Raw genomic sequence first — 19,042 nt, 5'->3', positions numbered from 1 at the left:
CCGTCGGCCGGCGTGCTGTATCGATCCGCCCTGACTCTGTGTGCGAATCCCCTTGCGGCCGGGGGCGAATCGGCCGGTTATCCCGAATTGCGCAGGGCGGTGGCCAGGCCGTTCATGGTGAGCAGGATGCCGCGCTCGACCAATTCCGATTCATCCCCGGCGCGCCTGCGCCGCAGCAGATCCACCTGCATCTGGTTCAGCGGTTCCAGATACGGGAAGCGATTACGAATGGATTCGGCCAGCGCGGGATTGTCCGAGAGCAACTGATCGCTGCCGGTGATCGCCGCGTGCACCTGCACGGTGCGGTCGAACTCGTCGCGGATCATGCCGAAGATGGTGGCGCGCAACGTCGCATCCTCGACCAGTTCCGCGTAGCTGGCGGCGATATCCATATCCGCCTTGGCCATCACCTGCGCCAGATTGGACATCACGGTGCGGAAGAACGGCCACTGCCGATACAGATCGCGCAGGGTATCCCAGCGCTCGGAATCCGTACCGGCCCACTCCTGGATGGCGCTGCCGGTGCCGTACCAGCCCGGCAGCATCACCCGCGACTGGCTCCACGCCATCACCCAGGGAATGGCCCGCAGGTCCGACACCGAATTGGTGGGCTTGCGCGAGGCCGGCCGGCTGCCGAGATTGAGGTCGGCGACCTCCGCGATCGGCGTGGAAGCCCGGAAGTAGTCGACGAAGCCGGGCGTCCGGTGCACCAGCCGCGCATAGACCTCGCGCGCCGCGTCCGCGAGCTCCTCGAAGACTTCGTAGGCCGCCTCGGCGCCGGACCCCAACCCCTCGACATCCAGCAGTGACGATTCCAGCGTTCCGGCGACCAGCGATTCCAGATTGCGGTGGGCCGAACCGGATTCGGCGTACTTGGTGGAGATCACCTCACCCTGTTCGGTCAGGCGCAGCGAACCACGCACCGCGCCCACCGGCTGGGCGAGGATCGCGTCGTAGCTGCGGCCGCCGCCGCGGCCGACAGTCCCGCCCCGGCCGTGGAACAGCCGCAACCGGATTCCGGTCTTGCGCGCGGTTTCCACCAGATCTAGTTCGGCGCGGTACAACGCCCAGTTCGCCGCCAGATATCCGCCGTCCTTGTTGGAGTCGGAATAGCCGAGCATCACTTCCTGCGCCATCGCGCGGGCGGCGACCAGCCGGCGGTACGCCGGAACCTCCAGTGCCGCGGCCAAAGTCGCCGCACCACCGCGCAGATCGTCGATCGTCTCGAACAGCGGAACCACCCCGACCGGGGAGTGGGGTGGAGTCTGTTCGTCGCCGGGGTCGAGAATTCCCGCCTCTTTCAACAGCAGCGCCGCCTCGAGCATGTCGCTGACCGAGGTGCACATACTGATGATGTAGTTGGGCACGGTATCGGGCCCCAGCGCGTCGATCGCGGCCCGGGCCGCACGAACCACACCCAATTCCTTGGTGGCGAGTTCGCTGAGCCGGGCGTGCGGGCCCAGCAGCGGGCGGCGCGTACTCAATTCCTGTGCCAGCAGCTCGACACGCTCCGGTTCGGAGAGGCTGCCGTAATCCGGGTGCACTCCCGACCACGCCAGCAGTTCGGCCACGACCTGCTCGTGCACCTCCGAGTTCTGGCGCATGTCCAAGCCCTGCAGGTGGAATCCGAACGTCTCCACCGCTCCGCGCAGTGCGGCCAAGCGGTCGTCGGCCAGCAGGCCGTCACCGGATTCGCGCATGGAGGCGTCGATGGTGTTCAGCTCGTCCAGCAGCTGCGCCGGCCCCTCGTACGGAGCGACGCGGGCGAGCTGCTCACCCGGCAGTTCGAGCACCGAGGGGAATTCGGCCGCCGAGCCGAGGGCGCGCTGCGCGGTCGCGGCTACCCGAAGCCGGATGCCGCGGATCGCGCGACGATACGGTTCGTCCGCGCGCTGCGGTGAATCGTCGCCCGCGGCATCGGCCAGCCGGGCCAGCTCCGGGGTGATCGCGACCAGCCGGATCGACTGCGACAGCGACTTCTCCAGCGCGACAAGCTCTTTCAGATAGTGGCCGAAGATCACCGTGGCGGCCCGGCGGGTGGCGCGTTCCACCACCTCGCCCGTCACGTTCGGGTTGCCGTCGCGGTCGCCGCCGATCCAGGAACCGGGCCGCAGGATCGGCCGGGCGAGCAGATCGTATCCGGGCCACCGCGCCCGCAGCGCCTCGCGCACCCCGGCGTTGATGCGCGGAATCACCTCGAGCAGGGTGAGGTCGTAGTAGCGCAATCCGACCTCGATCTCGTCGGAGATCCGCAACCGCGCGAGGCGGATCAGCGCGGTGCGCCACAGGGTGAGGATCTGGCGGCGGATGTCGTGGTCGATCGCCGCGTATTCGGGTTCGTCCTCGCGATAGCGCGCCCGCCGCCGCATCAGTTCGGTGATGCGGGCCTGGACGTCGAAGACGGTACGGCGCCGCGTTTCGGTGGGATGAGCGGTGATCACCGGCGAGACCAGCGCGTCGTCGAGCACCTCCGCGGCGACCGCGCCGTCGACGCGGGCGTGGTCGAGAGCCCGATAGGTCGCGGCCAGGCTGGATTCCTGCGGTGGCTCACCGGCGGCGACGTGGACCGCGCGGCGGCGGTCGCGCTGCAGGTCCTCGGCGAGATTCGCCAGCAGCAGGAAATGGCTGAACGCCCGGATCAGCGGGATCGCCACCCGCAACTCGGTATCGCGCAGCATCTCCGCGACCGCGCTGCGTTCCACTTCCGACCGCCGCACCCTGAAGGCCTCGACCCGCACCCGTTCGACGAGGTCGAACACCTCGGGGCCCTCGTGGTCGTGAATGGTCTCGCCCAGGATCGCGCCGAGAAACCGAATATCGTCCCGCAGGGGCGCCGTAGCGCTCTCGATCTGATCTTCGCGCATACGGCCAGTATCGACCATGTCGCCCGACCGGCCGCGGTGGCGCTGGTCACGGCGGTATGGCGGACCGGGCACGCGACGGCTCACACCAGGCGGCGCGGCCCGTTGTCGAAGCGGCTCGGCTCCGGCCCGATCCGCACCCGCGCGTACAGGATCGCGGCGCCCTCCGGTGAGGCCAGCACCGGTTCCACCGACAATTCCCGCACCTCCGGCAGATCGTCGCACAGCGCCGAAATGCGTTGTGCCAGTGCGGCCAACGCCTTCTTGTCCACCGGTTCGCCGATCGTGCGACCCGATCCGGCCTGCCCGTCGAGCAGCGGGGCGGCGCGCGGCGCGTCGATCAGTTCCACCGCCTCGGCCTCGGTCAGCGGCAGCGCCCGGTAGGCGCGGTCGCCGAGCAGGTCGATGATGGTTCCCGAGAGGCCGAATCCGATGACGGATCCGAACGAGGGATCGTCCTGGACTCGCAGCACACACCCCACCCCCTTGGTCGCCATCTTCTGAATGTGGACGACCGCGTTGCCGGTCAACTCCGCCAGATCGGTATAAGCACGCCGGACCGCGGTGTCGCGCCACAGATCGAGGCGGACACCGGTGAAATCGGGCCGGCTGCGCCACATTTCGCCGGTGGCCTTGGCGGCGACGGGATATCCCAATTCCGCGGCTGCCGCGACCGCGGCCTCGGGATCGTGGGCTTCCCGGAATTCCACCACGCGAATGCCGTAGCAGGCGAGCAGTTCCGCGGCCTCCAGGTCACCGAGCCACTCCCCGTCGGGACTGCGAGACATCCACTGCTCCACCAGCTCTCGCGCCCGCACGACCTCGAGACCGTCCGGCCGTACCACCAGGGAGGCCGGACGCGTCCGCCACGCCGCGTACCGCCGCACCCGAGCCAGCGCCCGCGCCGCGCGTTCCGGATCCGGGTAGGACGGAATGGAACCGCGGTCGACGATGCCGCCGGCACCGCGCACGGTGAGCAGGTTCGGCATTCCGTGATCGGCGACGAACGTGGTGAGCACGGGTTTGACCGCATCCTGCGCGCCGGCCCGGATCGCCTCGGCGAAGGCGGTGACCGCCGCCGGTACCGGCGGCGCGAAGATGACGATGACGGCGTCGACCTCGGCGGAATCCATCGCACTCGCGACGGCGGTCAGGTAGTCGGCGGGTTCGGCCTGCGGCCCCAGATCGGTCGGCTCCCCCACCTCCAGTCCCTCCCCGCGCGCCGCATCCACCGCCAACCAGCCCAGAGCCGCGCTGTTGCCGATCACCGCGAGCCGCGGACCGTCGGGCAGCGGCTGATACGCCAGCAGCATGGCGCAGTCGAACAGTTCGGCGATCGTATCGACCTGCACGATTCCGGCCTGAGCGAACAGATCGCGTTCCACCGACCGTTCCAGACCGCTGACCGGCACGTTGGCGGCGTTGCGGCCGCTACTCACCGCCACCACCGGCTTGGTGCGGGCCACCCGGCGCGCGATGCGGGAGAACTTGCGCGGATTGCCGAACGTCTCCAGATACAGCAGTACGACGTCGGTGTCGGGATCGGTGTCCCAGTACTGCAGCAGGTCGTTGCCGGATACATCGGCGCGATTGCCCGCCGAGACGAAGGTCGACAGGCCGAGCTTGCGCGCGGCCGCCTCACCCAGGATGGCCGCACCCAGCGGCCCGGACTGGCAGAAGAATCCGACTCGGCCGCGACCCGGCAGGACCGGCGCCAGCGTGGCGTTCAGCGAGACCGCCGGATCGGTGTTGGCGATACCGAGCGCACTCGGGCCCACCACCCGCATGCCGTGGCCGCGCGCGGCATCGACCAGATCGCGTTCGGCGTGATAGCCGGCCGGCCCGGTTTCGGAGAATCCGGCGGTCAGCACGACCAGGCCTTTGACCCCCTTGGCCATACAGTCGTCGAGGACGGATTTGATCTCCTCGGCCGGTACGGCGACCACCGCCAGATCCAGTTCGTCGGGGATGTCGTGCACGGTCGGGTAGGCGCGCACACCGCGGACGGAGTTCCGGTTCGGATTCACCGGGTACACCGGGCCCTGGAACACGCCGGACAGCAGATTCGCCAGCACCGCCCCGCCGACCCGGCTCGCCGCCGGGGTGGCGCCGATGACCGCGATCGACCGCGGGGCCAGCAGATTGCCGACACTGCGCGCCTCCGAGGCCCGCTCCCGCGAATCCCGCACCGACAGCAGCGCTTCGGTGGGGTCGATGGCGAATTCGAGGTGCAACACCGACCCGTCGCGACTGCGCTGCACCTGGTATCCGGCCTCCCGGAAAACCGTGACCATGGTGTGGTTCTCGGCGAGCACCTCGGCGACGAAGGTCTCGATGTCGTTCTCGGCGGCCGCACCGGCCAGATGCTCGAGCAGAATCGACCCCAGCCCGCGGCCCTGATGCTCGTCGGCGACGACGAACGCCACCTCCGCCGCGCGAGGGCCTTCGCGATCAGTGAGCAGTTCGTAGCGGCCGACCGCGATGATCACCGACCCCAGCTCGACGACCAGCCCCACTCGATTGTGGTAGTCCACGTGGGTGGTGCGGTACAGATCCTTCGGTGTCATCCGCGGATAGGGACCGAAATAACGCAGATAGCGGGTGCGATCGGACAACGCCGCGTGAAAGGCCTGCATCGGCTCCGCATCGGCGGGGGTGATCGGGCGGAGCCGGACCACACCGCCGTCGGCGGCGAGCACGTCGGCGAACCAATGCTGCGGAGGCGGCGGCGGATCGGCGGGAGTGTTCTCGGCGTCCGGTGTGGTGGCGGATGATTCAGTCACGGGGGTCCTCCGGGTCCAGGCCCAGCAATCCGTAGGTCGCGCGGCGGGTGGCGAGCACCGAGGTGTCGATCGCGCGCTGCACGCGGTCGATACGGGCGTCGCCGGTGTCGAGCACACCGCCCGGCCCCTCCCACGGGGTGAACGCGGTGTCGCCACCGTCGCCCATCGTGACCGGCGCCGGCACGGTCGGGGCATAGGCGCGCACGAGCTCACGCCATTCCTCGGGGATGACGGTCCCAGGATCGATCTCGCGATCCAGCGCTATCGCCAGCAGATGGGTCCACGCTCGCGGCACCACCCGGACCACCCCGTAGCCGCCGCCGCCCACGGCCAGCCAGCGCCCTTCGGCATATCGGTCCGCGAGTTCACGCATGGCGCGAAACGCCGCGCGCTGGCCGTCGACGGTGAGTTCGAGGTCGGCGAGGGGGTCTTCGCGATGGCTGTCGACTCCGCACTGACTGACCACCAGCTGCGGCCGGAACGCGGCCAGCGCTCCGGGCACCACGGCGTGAAATCCGCGCAGCCACTGCGCATCCCGGGTACCGGGCAGGACGGCGAGGTTGATCGCGGTGCCTTCGGCCGGGCCCGCGCCGATCTCTTCGGGCCAGCCCGTGTTGGGCCACAGCGTCGCCGGATGCTGATGCAGCGAAATTGTCAGCACGCGAGGGTCGTCGTAGAAGGCGCGCTGCACGCCGTCGCCGTGGTGCACGTCGACGTCGACGTAGGCGATGCGGTCGAATCCGTTGTCCAGCAGCCACGAAATGGCCACCGCCACATCGTTGTAGACGCAGAACCCCGATGCCGCGTCGGGCATCGCGTGATGCATACCACCCCCGATGCTCACCGCCCGCCGGGTGCGGCCGGCCGCGATTTCCCGGGCGGCGGCAAGGGTTCCGCCGACGATCACCGAGGCCGCCTCGTGCATATGAGGGAAGACGGGATTGTCCATCGACCCCAGCCCGTGCGGGGGCGCGGCCGGCGGTGTGGTGCCCGGCGGTGCGGGAACGGCGTGACGCACCGCGTCGAGATAGGCGGCGGTGTGGATGCGCAGCAGCTCACCGTCGCCGGCGGGACCGGGCGCGAGGGTTTCGATGCCGTCGAGCAATCCGAGACTGCGCGCGAGTGCCATCGTGAATCGGAGCCGGGCCGGTTTCATCGGGTGCTCCGGGGTCCAGGTGTAGTCCAGGAAGCGGTCGGTCCACACCACGGCGGCGTCGTCTGCCATACCGTCACGCTAGCCCACCGCGGCCCGTCGCCGTGGCGTTGCTCGCACGGCCGGGGACACGGGAAGCAGACCACCCGAGTTGTCGTTGTCATGCAGTAGAAATGCAAGACGACACCGGGCGCGCCTGTCGCCCGCGCGCATCCGGTCGCGCGCGCAGGTATCGGCGGAGTTCGTGCAGGACGTGCGAAATATGCTGAGGCCGATTGCGCAGCCGGGCGTGGGTAGAATTCGTGCCGACGAAGGGGTAACAGGTGAAGGATCTGGTCGACACCACGGAGATGTATCTCCGTACCATCTACGACCTCGAGGAGGAGGGCGTGGTGCCGTTGCGGGCGCGTATCGCCGAGCGCCTCGAGCAGAGCGGCCCGACGGTGAGTCAGACGGTCGCGCGGATGGAGCGCGACGGTCTGCTGATGGTCGCCGGCGACCGGCACCTCGAACTCACCGACAAGGGCCGTGCGATGGCCGTGGCGGTCATGCGCAAGCACCGGCTGGCCGAACGATTGCTGGTCGACGTGATCGGGCTGGACTGGCAGAACGTGCACGCCGAAGCCTGCCGCTGGGAGCACGTGATGAGCGAGGAGGTGGAAATGCGTCTGCTCGAGGTGCTCAACCATCCCACCACCTCCCCGTACGGCAACCCCATCCCCGGCCTGGACGAACTCGGCGTCAACTCCATCCATTCCGGTGAGGAGACGCTGGTCCGGCTCTCCGATCTGCCGCCCGGACAGGTGTCGGCGGTCGTCGTGCGGCGGTTGTCGGAACATATCCAGGCCGATCCGGATGTGATCGGTCAGCTGCGGGAGGCGGGGGTGGTCCCCGACGCCCGCGTGACCGTGGAGACCAAGCCGGGTGTGGTGATCATCTCGGTGCCCGGGCACGTCGGTTTCGAACTGTCCGACGAGATGGCCCACGCGGTCCAGGTCAGGCTGGCCTGACGAATGAAACTCCTGGTAACCGGCGGTGCCGGATATGTCGGCGGAGTATGCGCCCAGGTACTGGTTCAGGACGGCCACGAGGTCGTGGTGGTCGACGATCTGTCCACCGGCAACGCCGAGGGTGTGCCGGCCGGGGCGAAATTCGTCGACGGAGATATCGCGACCACCGGCGTCGAACTGATCGAATCCGAATCCTTCGACGGCGTCCTGCATTTCGCGGCGCAGTCGCTGGTCGGTGAATCGGTGCAGCAGCCCGAGAAGTACTGGTACGGCAATGTGGTGAAGACGCTGGCGCTGCTGGAGGCGATCCGCCGCACGCAGACCCCGCGGCTGGTGTTCTCCTCGACCGCGGCGGTCTACGGTGAGCCGGAACTGGTTCCGATTCTCGAGTCCGCCCCGACCCGGCCGACCAATCCCTACGGGGCGTCGAAACTCGCGATCGACCACGCGATCACCTCCTACGCCGTCGCCCACGGTCTGGCCGCGACGAGCCTGCGGTATTTCAACGTCGCCGGCGCCTACGGCGGGCTCGGTGAGAACCGTGTGGTGGAAACCCATCTCATCCCGTTGATCCTGCAAACGGCTCTGGGGCATCGGGATTCGATCTCCGTCTTCGGCACCGACTACCCGACGCCGGACGGCACCGCGGTGCGCGACTACATCCACATTCGTGACCTCGCCCGTGCCCATGTGCTGGCGCTGGCGCAGTCGCGGCCGGGCGAACATCGCATCTTCAACCTCGGCAGCGGTACGGGTTTCTCGGTGCGCGAAGTTATCTCGGCCTGTGAGCGTGTGGTCGGCCGGCCCATTCCGGCGGTGGACGCGCCGCGGCGCGCCGGTGATCCGGCGGTGCTGATCGCCTCGAGCGCGAAGGCGATCGACGAACTCGGCTGGCAGCCCGAACACAACGATCTCGACGAAATCGTCTCCGACGCGTGGGATTTCCTCACCTCGCTCGGCGACCGCGCGCACAGCGCTCGCTGATACGCGCGGTCCCCGCGACCGTGACCGGGCGGGTGTCATCGCGACTCCGCGTCGGTTGGCGGTTCGCCGAGGTCGGCGATGGCCAGGTCGACCCCCAGGCCGGCGGCGATATCGCGGCCGCTGACGGCGAGTTTGCGCACATCACCGGGGCGCATGCCGGTGCGTAGCGCCGCATCCAGCAGTCGTGCGATGCGATGCGCCGGATCGGCCTGCAGTGCCGCCTCGAACGCCACACCCGCCAGCGGTCCGTCGCCGCGGGTGTAGGCGCTGTAGCCGAACAGGGTGGCCAGTTCAGCGCGGTCGGGGCCGGTGAGGCCGCGGCAGGCACGGGACCACAGCGCTTCGGCCGCGGCGGCATGGGCACCCAGCGCCACCGCGAACAGGGAGTCGCGCACCGCGGTGTCGCGCACGGCGACGGCCAGATCCGCGAGTTCGCGTGGGTCGAGTTCGTCGCCCGATTCGACGGTGCTGATCTGCCACAGCACCATGTCCAGGGCCGCGCGGCTGTAGGAGCGTGGCTCGCCGGCACGCAGTGCGCGCCGGAACCGCAGCCTGGCGGCCTCCGCGGCGCTGCCGATCACCGCGTCGATCTCGACACGCAGCGGCATATCCTCTGCCACCGCGGCCGTGAGCTCGGTGCGCGAGCCTCGGATGGGACGGCCGTCGAGCACTTGGGCGAGCGCGACCGGCGAGGCCGCCGGATCCGCTTGTGTCCCGGCACTGTCCGGATCGAGCACACTCCACCAGTCGGCACCCGGGGTGATCCCGCCCACGGCCCATGCTTCGGCGAGGAGTACGTCCTGGCTCCGCAGCGCGCCGTCGAGCACCCGCACCAAGTCGCGATGCCGGGCCGCGCGCCGCCCGGCCCGCCCCGCCCGCGGTGCCGTGGCACGATCGTCGACGATCAGCGTCACCACACCGACGGCCTGCTCCTGACCACAGAGGGCGGCCAGCTGGCCGGCCAGTCGCACCCAGGCCCCGCAGCCCGCTACGTCGAGATCGTGGCGGGCCACCGCTCCGAGATAGACCGCCCCCGGGTACTTCTGCGACCGCAGCAGCAGACAGGCCACCAGCGAGCGCTGCGGTCGAAATCCCAGCAGCGCGGGCACGGCCGCGATGAACTCCGCCGGTTCGTTCATGGTCAGCGCCGTCGCCGTCCACAGCTGTTCGACGCCTTCTGCTCGCGTGTGCTGTTCCATCGCGTCTTGGGCCAGGTTCCCGGACGTCCCACCGTCGCCCCGGCCGGACGAACCCGGTTCGGCCTCACCGTCGTGCCCATCCCCGCCGGGCGGTGTCGAACCCGGTCCGGCGAGAGGCGTGTCCGCCACGCTCCCCGCCGGTTCCGGCGGCGTATCACTCTGTGACGACAGCGGTTTCGCCGTATCACCACCGGCGTCCACCATGTCGTCCGCGTTGTGCACAGCACCGTATTCCTCGTCACCGCCGTCGCTTCCGCAGATATCCGCACGCGGCCGCAACACCTGATCGGCCTCACACCGCCAACGCCGCTTCGGCTCCCTCGAGTAGCCACAGCCGTCTCCGGCGCCGGCGCTTTCGCGCACGGCCGCGCATCGGGTGCCGGCACACGCGTCTCGCGGGGCGTCCACACGTGCGCTCCCGCGAACAGTGTTGCAGTGCAACGGAACTGGTACCGTCTCGGCGGGCGACCCGCCCGTCCACCCGCCCGTCGTGCGGGTGACTCCGTTCTGCGAGCGACAGATCCGGTGGGCGTGTGGGGCGATGCGCGGTGAGAAAGGCGGCGACGCCGCGTCGCGCTCACTATCGGTAGCGGCTTCGTCCTCCGCGGCCTTCGTGGCCCCCCAGGCGTCCATGACCTTCCGCGCATGACCCGCAGCGGCAGAGGTGCCCTCCGACCCGCCGTGGCCTGCCTTCCGCGCATGATCCGCGGTCGTCGAGCAGCCCTCTCGGCCCGGCACGCCCGCCCCCGCCCTCGGCTCGGGCAGCGGCGGGGTGCCGGGGCCGGTCACGACTCGTATCGTGTCCGCCTCCGGCGAGGCCGCGTCGGGATGCGACGCAGTGTTCGAGAGCGGGGGCGTCCGCACGGCATCGGGGCGGTCGGTGCTGGGCCGGCTGGGGTCGGTGTGTGTGGTCATGGCATTCACACTGCCCGGGCGTCACCGCCGGCCCGCGTGGCTGAGCTGGGCTTTCATTTCGTCTGGGGAGCCCCTCGAGACCTGGGGATCGCGGCGGCGACACGCGGTGGAACCAGGCCGAGATGTCGGTGCCTGCTGTTACGGTTGCGCCGGGGAGAGCACATCCGCCAGAGGTGTTCAGCGGGTGCGGACCTTGGCGACCGCGGCCGTGAAGACCTGGTCCAGGCCGGTCGTATCCGGTGCGTCGGCACCGAAAGTCATTGCCGTGGTTTCGATTCGGATGTCACCGACCTGCGCGAGCAGTGTGCGCAAGGCCGGATCGGCGGAGCTGCCGGGCGGCGCGCCGGTCACCGTCCGGCCGAAGGCCAGAGAGTCGTCGGCATCGACCGGCGGAGGCGGCAGCAGCCGCGTGGTGATCGTGCGATCGATCGCCGCGTGCCGGGCGTGCACCGTGGCGCAGCGCGAAAGCTGATCCCCCAGATGGGACAACGGCTCGTTCGTACGGCTGAGCACGACGGTGATCGTGGCTCGCGTCCGGTCGTCCGTGCCGACCACGACGGCGATCCGGCCGGGATCGGGCGGATCGGGTGCGCAGTCCGGCGGGTCGATTTGTGCCCCCGGCGGAATCGCGGTGAGGTCCGCGGCTGCCGCCGCGGCGCGATCACCGGAGGCGACGACGGTCGTATAGCCCGTCGGGAATCGGTCCTGGCCGGGCAGCATCGCCGTCAGATCACCGTCGATATGCCGGGTGACCACACTCTGGCGCATCGCGGCCGGATGCCCGGACACCGTGGAACCGCACGCGGCGAGCAGACAACTCAATGCCGCGTACCCGACGGTGCGGCCGAACCCGCGGCGCCTCCGCGAGGCCGGCGGATCCGGGACGCTCACTCCCCCACTATGGCCGATACCGCCGCCCCCGCGAATCTGCCACGCCGACCCCGCGGGAATACGGCCCGCCGATCCGGAGTTGTCTTCTCCGGTAGGGCAGAGCGTGGCCTACCTCCGCCGGGTACGCTCCGCGACCGCTACTCTGCAGGGTTACATCCCCCGGTGGACCGGCGGTTTCCGTCGGATGTCACCACCCGCACGCCGACCGGTACGCGACCCCCGCGCGCGTACCCTGGACGGTGGAGAGGTGGCGAGATCCGGCACCGGGCCACCACTGAAAACGACTGAGGCGGACAGGGCTTGACCAGGGAGTTTGGCAAATGAGCAGTATGTACGAGCTGGAGTTCCCCGCTCCGCAGCTGTCCTCGGCCGACGGCGAGGGTCCGGTGCTGGTGCACGGCCTGGAAGGTTTCACCGACGCGGGTCACGCGGTACGGCTGGCAACGACCCATCTGCGCGAAAGCCTCGAGTCGGAGCTCGTCGCCTCGTTCGACGTCGACGAATTGCTCGACTATCGCTCGCGGCGGCCGTTGATGACGTTCAAGACCGATCACTTCTCGGACTACGCCGATCCGGAACTGAACCTGTGGGCGCTGCGCGATACCGCCGGCACCCCCTTCCTGCTGCTGTCGGGCATCGAACCCGACCTGCGCTGGGAAAAGTTCGTGACGGCGGTGCGCCTGCTGGCCGAACAGCTCGGCGTGCGTCGCAGCATCGGCCTGAGCGCGATCCCGATGGCGATTCCGCACACCCGGCCGCTGGGTGTCACCGCACACGCCAGCGACCGCGATCTGATCGGTGAGCATCAGCGCTGGCCCGGAGAACTGCAGGTTCCCGGTAGCGCGTCGTCGCTGCTGGAGTACCGCATGGGACAGCACGGCCACGAATCCATCGGATTCTCGGTGCACGTCCCGCACTATCTGGCGCAGACCGCGTACCCGGAAGCCGCGCAGACACTGCTGGAGAACGTCGCCGACAACGCCGGGCTGGAACTTCCGCTGGCCGCACTCGGCGAGGCAGCGGCCCGCGTGCGCGAACAGGTCAACGAGCACATCGCCGGAAATGCCGAGGTGGAGACGGTGGTGCAGGCGCTCGAGCGCCAGTACGACAGCTTCGTCACCGCCCAAGAGCGCCGCTCCAGCCTGCTCGCCGGCGAGGCCGACCTGCCGACGGGCGAGGAACTGGGCGCGGAGTTCGAGCGCTTCCTCGCCGAGCAGACCGAATTCGGCGACGGCGACGACCCCCGGGACTGACCCACACCACATCGCCCGGCGCGCACGGTTCACCGCCGTGCCGCCGGGCGATGCGGTACCCGCGGCGGTTCGTCGGTAACGTGGACGCACGTGCAGCTGTCCGAACTGGTTCCCGACCGTGCCGTGCCCGACGTGGATGCCGACTGGCTGTACGAAACCTTCGCCGAATGGACTTCCGCCCAGGGGCTGACGCTGTATCCAGCGCAGGAAGAGGCGCTGCTCGAGCTGATGACCGGCGCGAACGTCATCCTCGCCACCCCCACCGGCTCCGGCAAATCGATGGTCGCCGTCGGTGCCCACTTCGCCGCGCTGAACCGCGGTGAGCGCAGCTACTACACCGCGCCGATCAAGGCGCTGGTCAGCGAGAAGTTCTTCGCGCTGTGCGAGGTGTTCGGCGCCGACAAGGTCGGCATGGTCACCGGCGACGCCGCGGTGAATCCGACCGCCCCCATCATCTGCGCCACCGCCGAAATCCTCGCCAACCTCGCGCTGCGGGAAGGCGCGGACGCCGATATCGGCCAGGTGGTGATGGACGAATTCCATTTCTACGCAGATCCCGATCGCGGCTGGGCCTGGCAGGTGCCGCTGCTGGAACTGCCGCGCGCCCAATTCCTGCTGATGTCGGCCACTTTGGGTGAGGTGGACCATTTCGCCCGGGATCTGGAACGCCGCACCGGCCGCTCCACCGCCGTCGTCACCGGCTCCGAGCGCCCGGTGCCGCTGCTGTTCTCCTATGTCCGCACTCCCATCACGGAGACCCTGGAAGATCTGGTGACCACCAGCCAGGCCCCGGTCTACGTCGTGCACTTCACCCAGGCCGCCGCACTCGAGCGCGCTCAGGCGCTGACGAGTGTGAATTTCGCGTCCAAGGCGGAAAAGGACGCAATCGCCCAGGCGCTGGGCGGATTCCGGTTCGCGACCGGATTCGGCAAGACACTGTCGCGGCTGATCCGCCACGGCATCGGCGTGCACCACGCCGGGATGTTGCCGAAGTATCGGCGGCTGGTGGAACGGCTGGCCCAGGACGGGCTGCTGAAGGTCGTCTGCGGGACCGACACCCTCGGTGTGGGCATCAACGTGCCGATCCGCACGGTGCTGCTCACCGGATTGACGAAATTCGACGGGGTGCGCACGCGGCGTTTGAAGGCGCGCGAATTCCATCAGATCGCGGGCCGGGCCGGGCGCGCCGGATACGACACCGTCGGCACGGTGGTGGTGCAGGCACCCGAGCACGAGGTGGAGAACGCCCGGCTGGTCGCCAAGGCCGGCGACGATCCGAAGAAGCTGCGCAAAATCCAGCGGCGTAAACCTCCGGAGGGTTTCGTGTCCTGGTCGGAGGACACCTTCGACCGGCTCGTCACCGCGCAGCCGGAACCGATGGTGTCTCGCTTCCGTGTCACCAATTCGATGCTGCTCAACGTCATCGCCCGGCCGGGCAACTGTTTCGACGCGATGCGCCATCTGCTCGAGGACAATCACGAACCACGGCCTGCGCAGCGCAAACACATCCTGAAAGCGATCCGGCTCTACCGTGCGCTGCGCGATGCGGGCGTGGTCCAGCAACTCGACGAACCCGACGCCACCGGTCGTCGGGCGCGGCTCACCGTCGATCTGCAGCGCGACTTCGCGCTCGACCAGCCGCTGTCGCCGTTCGCGCTGGCAGCGCTGGAGCTGCTTGACAACTCCGCTCCCAGCTACACACTGGATGTGGTGTCGATCATCGAATCCACACTGGAGGATCCGCGCCAGTTGCTGCTCGCCCAGCAGCACCGGGCGCGGGGTGCGGCGATCGCCGAAATGAAGGCCGACGGCATCGAGTACGACGAACGCATGGAGCTGATCGAGGAGATCACCTGGCCGAAACCGCTGGCCGAGTTGATCGAACCGGCCTTCGAAACCTATCGCGCCGGCCATCCGTGGGTCTCGGAATTCAGCCCCTCCCCCAAATCCGTGGTGCGCGAAATGATCGAGCGCTCACTGACTTTCGCCGAACTGGTCTCCCAGTACGAGCTGGCGCGCTCGGAGGGCCTGGTGCTGCGCTACCTCGCCGACGCCTATCGCGCGCTGCGCCGGACCGTCCCCGAATCCGCGCGCACCGAGGAACTCGAGGACATCACCGAGTGGCTCGGTGAGCTTGTCCGCCAAGTCGATTCGAGTCTGCTCGACGAATGGGAGCAACTCACCAATCCGGGCGCCGAGACCGACGACGATCAACTCGCCTTCGGCGCCGACACCGTGCGGCCGATCACCGCGAACGAACGTGCGTTCCGGGTCATGGTGCGCAACAGCATGTTTCGCCGGGCCGAGCTGGCCGCCCGGCAGCGCTGGGACGAACTCGCCGAATTCGACGACGGTCCGGACTGGGCGAACGATCTGGCCGCGTACTTCGACGAGTACGGCGCGATCGGCACCGGCCCGGACGCCCGCGGCCCGGCGCTGTTCGCCGTGGAGACCGAACCGGGTTTCTGGCGGGTGCGCCAAGTGCTCGACGACCCCGCCGGTGATCACGGCTGGGCGCTCGAGGCCGTCGTGGATCTGGCCGAATCCGATGCCGCCGGCGAGGTGGTCTTCGACGCGATGACGGTGCGTGCGGGATGAGCACGATCGTCCTCGGCCTCCGTCGCGATCCGGCCACGACGCTCGTACGCCGCCGAAAACCCGGTGCCGACGCGCTGATCTGATCCGGCCGCCGTCCCCCGGTGCGGGCCGCGCTGACCCGAGCGTGATCAAGCCGACCCTCGTTCCGGTTCGTTTCCCGTGCCCCCGCGCTGATACTCTCTCGCTCGCTGCCTGCAGCGGGAGGCTGCCCAGAAGAAAGAGAGTTCCCTTAGATTGACCGGTACAAACGCGCCCGAGTCGCCCTGTCTCGTCATCGACCTCGATCGGGTGCGCGGCAACTTCCACGCTTTCCGTGCGGCCTTCCCGTCGGCACGAATTCGCTTCGCTGTCAAAGCATCTCCGATGCCGGAGATCATCCGGCTGCTCGATTCCGAGGGCGCCGAATTCGACGTCGCCAGCATCGGCGAGATCGAGATGTGTGTGGCGCTGGGGGTCGACCCGGCAGTGCTCTGCTACGGCAATCCGATCAAGAAGGCCGCCCACATCGCCGCCGCCTACGCCGCGGGCGTGCGCCGGTTCGCCTTCGACACCGAGGACGACCTGGAGCGGATCGCCGAACTCGCGCCGGGCTCGGAGGTGGAGTGCCGGTTCCTCGCCTCCGCGCCGCAGTCGCAGACCCCGTTCGGCACCAAATTCGGCTGCGCGCCCGGTGAGGCGGTGCGGCTGCTGGTGCGCGCCGGCGACCTGGGCCTGCGGGTGGCGGGCCCCTATTTCCACGTGGGGTCCCAGCAACTGGATCCGGTGGCGTGGCAGATCGGCATCGAGCAGGCCGCTGCCATCACGGAGGCGCTGTCGGTCAAGGACATCCCGGTGACGTCGGTGAATATCGGTGGGGGCCTGCCGATTTCGTACGCCGACCCGGCGCCGGAGCTGTCCGAACTGAGTGCCGTGATCGCCGAGTCGGCGACGCGGCACCTTCCCGAGCACACCGACCTGGTGGTGGAACCCGGCCGTGCCCTGGTGGGCAATGCCGGCGTGATCCACGCCGAGGTCGTGAACGTGCGCATCGCGCCGGACGGGCGGCGCTGGGTGTATCTCGACATCGGCCGCTACAACGGTATGGCCGAGACCGAGAACGAGTACATCGCCTACCGGATCGACACCGACCGCGACGGCGACCCCGCCGACGAGGCGGTGATCGCGGGTCCGACCTGCGACGGAGACGATGTACTGTATCAACGCACGCGAGTCCTTCTGCCGACCACGCTGCGAGCCGGTGATCCCGTTCGGATCCTCGATACCGGCGCTTATACGGCGAGCTATTCGTCGGTGTCCTTCAACGGTTTTCCGCCTTTGACTGTGCATGTCATCGGCGCTGAGCGAGAGTGAGTTTGCCCATGACGGCAGAATTCACCGGCTGGCACGTGCTGGCCGAGTTCGGTGGTGTCGACGTAGCCCTCTGCGACGATCTCGAACGACTCGAAACAGCGCTTCGACAATCGTTGCTCGCCGCGGGAGTGACGATCTGCGAGGTGGTGCACAAGAAGTTCGAGCCCCACGGCGTGACGGTGCTGGCGCTGCTGTCGGAATCGCACGCGTCGATCCACACCTATCCGGAATCCGGCGACATCTTCGTCGACGTGTTCACATGCGGCAGCATCGGCGCCGGCGCCACCAAGGCGGTCGAGTTGCTGCAGGAGGCGCTGCAGCCGGATTCGGTGCATATGGAGGTCGTGCAGCGCGGGCATCACGCGCGCCGGGTGCACGAGCCGGTCGGCGACGGCCTGACCCGCGTCTGGGATCTGTCGGAGGTGATCGTGGATGCGCGAACTCCGTTCCAGCACATGGTGATCGCGCGCACGGCGCAGGGCGTGTCGCTGTTCTCCGACGACGACCGGCAGTCCACCGAGTTCTCCCAGCTGACCTATCACGAGGCGATGCTGGTCCCGGCCTACGCGCTGGCGGCCAAGCTCGACAACGTGCTCATCATCGGTTCCGGTGAGGGCGTGGCCAGCCAGATGTCGGTGGCCGCGGGCGCGACCCGCGTCGACCATGTCGATATCGACCGGATGGAGGTCGAGCTGTGCGCCCGGCATCTGCCCTACGGATACACTCCCGCCGAGCTGGAGGCCGCGGTCCGCGGTGACGGCGCGATCCGAATGCACTACGCCGACGGCTGGGACTTCCTGGCCGAGGCCGAAGCCGCCGGTGTGCGCTACGACGTGATCGTCATCGACCTCCCCGATGAGCGGGTCGAGGACGCCCAGCACAACCGCCTCTACGAGGAGGAATTCCTCACCCGATGTAAGGCGCTGCTGGCCGAGGGCGGCGTTCTGGCCGCTCAGGCCGGTTGCCCGACCATGTGGCGCAACGAGACGCTGAAACGGTCGTGGCAGCGGTTCACCGATCTGTTCGCCACCGTGGTGCCCTACGGCAGCGACGAGCACGAGTGGACGTTCCTGTTCGGTGTCGCCGAGCGCATCGACGACCCGGTCGCGGCGATGTGCGAGAAGCTGCCGAAGCTGCCCTACCATGCGGAGACGGTCGACGAACGCGCGCTGGTGCGCGGCGCCATCGAACCGTACGCACTGCGGGAGATCGCCGCTCGGGCATGATACGGCCGGCGATCGTGGATCGGCTTGCCTGACAATCGAATACGAGAAGGACCGCCCGGGACGACCGTCCCGGGCGGTCCTTCTCGACAGCCGTCGTCACGAACCTGCCGCACACCTGCCTCGCGGTCTATGGCCGTCCACCGACGCTCAGGCGCGCTCCTGCCGCCACTGGGCCGTGCGCTCGACGTAGCGGTCGAGGTGGTGGGAGACGAACACTTCGGGCAGCCAGTCGTTGCCCGTGACCGCCGACGACCAGACGAAGGTCCGCACGGGTTGCTCGTAACCGATCAGCTCGATCGGGCGCAGATCGTATTCCGGATCCTCGAAGGCTTCGATGGTCCGCCAGTCGGCCGCGGTCAGCCCGCGCAGGACCAGCCCGCCCGCCATTCGCCCGGGTTCGGCCACCAGCCCCGGGTAGAGCCGCTGTGGCAGGGCCGCGACCCGCCAGCCCCGCGCGACCGCGACATCCATCTCGGGCGTGCGGCCCAGCAGCACATCGAGCACGGGACCGAATTGCAGGGTGCCGTAGGCGAACAGGTCCGGGCCGGGATCGTCGGGACGCGCGCGGCGTTGCGGCGCGGGCTTCTTCGCCGCGGTCACCGGATCACCCCTCCGGCATCTCCGGCGCCCTCCGCGCACCTATCCGTCGTTACGTCGAACCATCCGTTCCTACTCGCACACCCGTATCGCATCCCTCCACTGTGCCGAATGGCCGGGCGGCGGATCACACCGGGTAAACATGACCTACATCACAGGTTACGTCGTCGCTGGTCACGGGTTGCCGAGAAGTCGCCAGCTCGGGAAACCCTACTTCCACGG

Annotated in this window: 12 protein-coding genes; 6 read left to right on the top strand and 6 right to left on the bottom strand. The window is 68.9% G+C overall.

The window, feature by feature from the left end:
• Positions 1-77 precede the first annotated feature (77 nt).
• The 3 genes from ppc to ACPCUW_RS27855 all read right to left on the bottom strand — a co-directional run bounded on the left by ppc (position 78) and on the right by ACPCUW_RS27855 (position 6,869).
• The gene (ppc, locus tag ACPCUW_RS27865) at positions 78-2,864 is read right to left on the bottom strand and encodes a phosphoenolpyruvate carboxylase (RefSeq protein WP_305781289.1); all 2,787 of its coding nucleotides are present in this window, start codon (positions 2,862-2,864) and stop codon (positions 78-80) included.
• An 80-nt stretch (positions 2,865-2,944) separates the two neighbouring features.
• Entirely contained in the window at positions 2,945-5,644 is a 2,700-nt protein-coding gene (locus ACPCUW_RS27860; protein ID WP_104364463.1) for a bifunctional GNAT family N-acetyltransferase/acetate--CoA ligase family protein, read from the bottom strand.
• The gene (locus tag ACPCUW_RS27855; RefSeq protein WP_104364462.1) at positions 5,637-6,869 is read right to left on the bottom strand and encodes an acetoin utilization protein AcuC; all 1,233 of its coding nucleotides are present in this window, start codon (positions 6,867-6,869) and stop codon (positions 5,637-5,639) included. The genes ACPCUW_RS27860 and ACPCUW_RS27855 overlap by 8 nt, the downstream gene beginning before the upstream one ends.
• 251 nt (positions 6,870-7,120) lie before the next feature.
• Between ACPCUW_RS27855 and ACPCUW_RS27850 the strand changes: the two genes are divergently transcribed.
• Positions 7,121-7,807, top strand: coding sequence for a metal-dependent transcriptional regulator (locus ACPCUW_RS27850; RefSeq protein WP_030517246.1), 687 nt, complete (start codon positions 7,121-7,123; stop codon positions 7,805-7,807).
• 3 nt (positions 7,808-7,810) lie between these two features.
• Positions 7,811-8,791, top strand: coding sequence for a UDP-glucose 4-epimerase GalE (galE, locus tag ACPCUW_RS27845; protein ID WP_423428105.1), 981 nt, complete (start codon positions 7,811-7,813; stop codon positions 8,789-8,791).
• 35 nt (positions 8,792-8,826) lie between these two features.
• Here the strand turns inward: galE and ACPCUW_RS27840 are convergent, their stop codons facing one another.
• Positions 8,827-10,212 (bottom strand): DUF4192 family protein, encoded by a 1,386-nt coding sequence (locus ACPCUW_RS27840; protein ID WP_423428103.1) that lies wholly within the window; start codon positions 10,210-10,212, stop codon positions 8,827-8,829.
• An 870-nt stretch (positions 10,213-11,082) separates the two neighbouring features.
• Positions 11,083-11,796 (bottom strand): sensor domain-containing protein, encoded by a 714-nt coding sequence (locus ACPCUW_RS27835; RefSeq protein WP_423428101.1) that lies wholly within the window; start codon positions 11,794-11,796, stop codon positions 11,083-11,085.
• 320 nt (positions 11,797-12,116) lie between these two features.
• Here ACPCUW_RS27835 and ACPCUW_RS27830 point away from each other — a divergent pair, with 320 nt between their 5' ends.
• From ACPCUW_RS27830 to speD, 4 genes are all read left to right on the top strand, one after another.
• Positions 12,117-13,049 (top strand): proteasome assembly chaperone family protein, encoded by a 933-nt coding sequence (locus tag ACPCUW_RS27830; RefSeq protein ID WP_062962321.1) that lies wholly within the window; start codon positions 12,117-12,119, stop codon positions 13,047-13,049.
• A 90-nt stretch (positions 13,050-13,139) separates the two neighbouring features.
• Positions 13,140-15,647, top strand: coding sequence for a DEAD/DEAH box helicase (locus ACPCUW_RS27825; RefSeq protein ID WP_423428100.1), 2,508 nt, complete (start codon positions 13,140-13,142; stop codon positions 15,645-15,647).
• Between the two features lie 288 nt (positions 15,648-15,935).
• Entirely contained in the window at positions 15,936-16,997 is a 1,062-nt protein-coding gene (locus tag ACPCUW_RS27820) for a type III PLP-dependent enzyme (RefSeq protein ID WP_423428159.1), read from the top strand.
• Positions 16,998-17,005: 8 nt separating this feature from the next.
• Complete coding sequence (gene speD, locus ACPCUW_RS27815) at positions 17,006-18,223, top strand: adenosylmethionine decarboxylase (RefSeq protein ID WP_423428099.1); 1,218 nt, start codon at positions 17,006-17,008, stop codon at positions 18,221-18,223.
• Positions 18,224-18,370: 147 nt separating this feature from the next.
• Here the strand turns inward: speD and ACPCUW_RS27810 are convergent, their stop codons facing one another.
• Positions 18,371-18,823 carry a gamma-glutamylcyclotransferase family protein gene (locus tag ACPCUW_RS27810; protein WP_063016633.1) on the bottom strand — a complete coding sequence of 151 codons (453 nt, stop codon included), beginning with the start codon at positions 18,821-18,823 and terminating at the stop codon, positions 18,371-18,373.
• Between the last annotated feature and the right edge of the window lie 219 nt (positions 18,824-19,042).

This window comes from Nocardia sp. AB354, from assembly GCF_049538315.1.
GTDB lineage: Bacteria > Actinomycetota > Actinomycetes > Mycobacteriales > Mycobacteriaceae > Nocardia > Nocardia nova.
Note: the sequence above shows the minus strand (reverse complement) of the source record. Positions and strands in the feature narration are given on the sequence as shown.